This is a genomic window from Pollutimonas subterranea (assembly GCF_002849655.1).
GTDB lineage: Bacteria > Pseudomonadota > Gammaproteobacteria > Burkholderiales > Burkholderiaceae_B > Pollutimonas > Pollutimonas subterranea.
Window position 1 is genome coordinate 1 of record NZ_PDNW01000048.1, and the last position, 2,880, is coordinate 2,880.

Genomic DNA, 2,880 nt, shown 5'->3' on the forward strand with positions numbered 1-2,880 from the left:
GGTCCCGGATTGCCGTTGTCCATCTGAATCCCGAGAATCCGGCTAAGCCATGCCTACGGCAATCTGAGACAGTAAAACAGGCCGCATGAATCCCTTACCCAAACGACAACTAGCTTGACAATCACCGGCCGTAATCAGGGAAGTAGTCGACGCCGCCGTGGTTGATCGCGAAGATTTGTCCCTGCCTTTTCCATTTATTGCCTGACGTAGGCCACTGGACTACATTTCAATTTGGAATAATCAAGCGTTTATTTGTGGCTATCCACATGCCAGGGCAAGACAGTATGCGCGTCATTTCAGCTCGCAAATCCAATGAACGAGAGGTCAAGCACCATGAAGACAGTACGCGTGACGATTGATCCTGCCGTCCCGGCGTCGATTGCGCAAGGTCGTATCGATCCGGCCCGGGTAGACGCCACCACCGAGGATGAAATTGCGTTGCAGCAAGCCGTTGACGAAGCCGAGACCGTGCAAGATGCGGCCAAGTCGGACCGCGGCGATTCTTACGCCGTATTCAACAAGCGCTAGATTGCCTAGCCGCCCGCCAACGCCTGCGCAAGCCGCGACATGCTGGCGTATCCGGCATCGAAGAGCCGTGCAAGGAACGGGGCTGTCTGTGGCAGGACGATCATCAGCAAAATTATTCCTACTATCAGGCTTATCGGAAAACCCACGGCAAAGATCGACAACTGCTGTGCCGTCCGGTTAAGGATACCCATCGCCAGGTTGATGGTCAGCAATACGATGATCAGCGGCAGGGCCAGCAGCATGCCCGACACCATCACCTGCGAACTCCATTCAAGCAGCACGCCCCAGCCGTTGGGGTTCAGGGCCCCGATCTGGATGGGCAGGATATCGAAGGTGCGTATGAAACCGCCGATCATTAGCAGGTGGCCATTCATCGCCATGAATACCAGCATCGCGACAATATTCATGATACGTGCGAGCACGGCCGTATTGGCGCCGGTGGCCGGGTCGAAGAATGAAGCGAAAGACAGTCCCATCTGCAGGCCGATGAATTCGCCGGCGGTCTGCACGGCCGCGAACACGATGCGCATGGTCAGGCCCAGCGCGATGCCTATCAATACTTGCTGCACGCCCAGCCACAGTCCGGCGAACGAACCGGTGGGAATGTTGGGCATAGGCCCCAGCGTCGGTGCAATGGCAATGGTCAGCGCCGCGGCAAAGCCGATCTTCACACGAACGGGAATGGACGATTCGCCCAGCAGGGGTGCCGTGCCCAGCAGCCCCAGGACACGGAAGAATGGCCACAGGAATGCGTTGATCCAGATGTACATCTGGTCGATATCAACGGAAACCATGGGTGTCAGGACGCCAGGCTAGGTATGGTCGCGAACAGGCTTTGCATATAGTCGACCATGGTGGAAATCAGCCAGGGTCCCAACAGTACCAGGGCGATGCCGACAGCCAGCAGCTTGGGAATGAACGACAGCGTCATTTCATTGATCTGCGTGGCGGCCTGGAAGATACTGATGACCAGTCCGACGATCAGCGTCACCAGCAGCAGTGGGCCCGCCATGCTTAGCGCAACCTTCATGGCAAGGTAGGTCATGGACATGACGGTTTCGGAATTCATGCTCTTTTCCTACTGATAGAAACTTCGCGCCAGCGAGCCGAGCAGCAGATGCCACCCGTCGGCCAGTACGAACAGCATAAGCTTGAACGGCAATGATATCGTCACCGGCGGCACCATCATCATCCCCAGCGCCATCAGTACGCTGGCAATGACCAGGTCGATAATCAGAAAGGGTATGAATATGGTGAACCCAATCTGGAAGGCCGTCTTCAGTTCGCTGGTAACAAAAGCCGGCACCAGAATACGCAGCGGAACCTGATCGGGGCTGTCCATCTCGGGCACATTGGCCATATTGGCAAATAAGGACAGGTCCGCCTCGCGGGTCTGGTGCAACATGAAGGTATGCAATGGCTTGATGCCGCGGTCCACGGCCTGCTCGAACGTGATCGTGCCGGCGCTCAGCGGCTGATAGGCCTGTTCGTAGATCTGGTCGAACACGGGAGCCATGGCGAAGAAGGTCAGGAACATCGTCAGGCCGATCAGCACCGAGTTTGGCGGCGATGCTCCGGTGCCCATGGCGTTGCGCAGCAGGCCCAGCACGATGATGATGCGTGTGAACCCGGTCATCATCAACAGCATGGCCGGAAGAAACGACATCATGGTCAGCATGACCAGGGTCTGTATGCTCAGCGACCAGGTCTGGCTGCCGTTGGCGCCAGGGGTGGACGTAATGGCGGGCAGCGACTGCGAAAAGCTGATGGACGGCAGGCAGAGGCTCAGCAGGAAGAGCGCCAGCAGCACCCACACCTGCATGGCGGGCGCGTTCAGTATGCGCAGTGCAGCGGCGAAAATTCGATTCATGGGAACAGGGCTGGCAGGCGCACTTAGCGGCCTTTCATTATCTTGCTTAGCGTGGCGGCAAAACCGGGAGCTGGGGTGACGGCTTGAACCGAAGTGGTGCCGGCCTCGGCCGGCGGTAATGTGTGCAGCAGGGAAATCTGGGTGCCGGTAATGCCCAGCACCAGGCGCGCGTCTTCGACTTCAACCAATGCGATGTAAGCCTTGGCACCCAGGCTTTGTGAACTGACTACCTTGATGGCTTGCTGCCCGCCTGTTCGCAGCCAGCCCGCCCGCCGCGTGATCCATGCGCAAGCCAATATCAACATGACAATAAAAATCAGGCTGACGACCAGGCGTAGTACATCGACCTCGTTCACGGTGATTGTCAAGCTAGTTGTCGTTTGGGTAAGGGATTCATGCGGCCTGTTTTACTGTCTCAGATTGCCGTAGGCATGGCTTAGCCGGATTCTCGGGATTCAGATGGACAACGGCAATCCGGGACC

Annotated in this window: 5 protein-coding genes; 1 reads left to right on the forward strand and 4 read right to left on the reverse strand. The window is 57.4% G+C overall.

All coding sequences use genetic code 11. From position 1 onward, the window contains the following. Nucleotides 1-333: 333 nt before the first annotated feature. A complete protein-coding gene (locus CR159_RS21235) occupies nt 334-528 on the forward strand; it encodes a hypothetical protein (protein WP_143705505.1) in 195 nt (64 codons plus the stop codon). A 5-nt stretch (nt 529-533) separates the two neighbouring features. Here the strand turns inward: CR159_RS21235 and fliR are convergent, their stop codons facing one another. The 4 genes from fliR to fliO are packed head-to-tail and all read right to left on the reverse strand — an operon-like array spanning nt 534 to nt 2,766. Next, nucleotides 534-1,322: a flagellar biosynthetic protein FliR gene (gene fliR, locus CR159_RS21240; protein WP_102075931.1), complete on the reverse strand. Its 789-nt coding sequence runs from the start codon at nt 1,320-1,322 to the stop codon at nt 534-536. Between the two features lie 5 nt (nt 1,323-1,327). Continuing rightward, on the reverse strand, nt 1,328-1,597 hold the full coding sequence (gene fliQ, locus CR159_RS21245) for a flagellar biosynthesis protein FliQ (RefSeq protein WP_102075932.1): 270 nt from the start codon (nt 1,595-1,597) through the stop codon (nt 1,328-1,330). Nucleotides 1,598-1,606: 9 nt separating this feature from the next. After that, the gene (gene fliP / locus CR159_RS21250) at nt 1,607-2,398 is read right to left on the reverse strand and encodes a flagellar type III secretion system pore protein FliP (RefSeq protein WP_439650594.1); all 792 of its coding nucleotides are present in this window, start codon (nt 2,396-2,398) and stop codon (nt 1,607-1,609) included. A 23-nt stretch (nt 2,399-2,421) separates the two neighbouring features. Further along, nucleotides 2,422-2,766, reverse strand: coding sequence for a flagellar biosynthetic protein FliO (fliO, locus tag CR159_RS21255; RefSeq protein ID WP_233208456.1), 345 nt, complete (start codon nt 2,764-2,766; stop codon nt 2,422-2,424). Nucleotides 2,767-2,880 lie beyond the last annotated feature (114 nt).

Excerpts from the sequence above, each read along its gene's own strand:
- fliR (WP_102075931.1), bottom strand. The coding sequence starts at position 1,322 with ATGGTTTCCGTTGATATCGACCAGATGTACATCTGGATCAACGCATTC.
- fliQ (WP_102075932.1), bottom strand. The coding sequence starts at position 1,597 with ATGAATTCCGAAACCGTCATGTCCATGACCTACCTTGCCATGAAGGTT.
- CR159_RS21235 (WP_143705505.1), top strand. The coding sequence starts at position 334 with ATGAAGACAGTACGCGTGACGATTGATCCTGCCGTCCCGGCGTCGATT.
- fliP (WP_439650594.1), bottom strand. The coding sequence starts at position 2,398 with ATGAATCGAATTTTCGCCGCTGCACTGCGCATACTGAACGCGCCCGCC.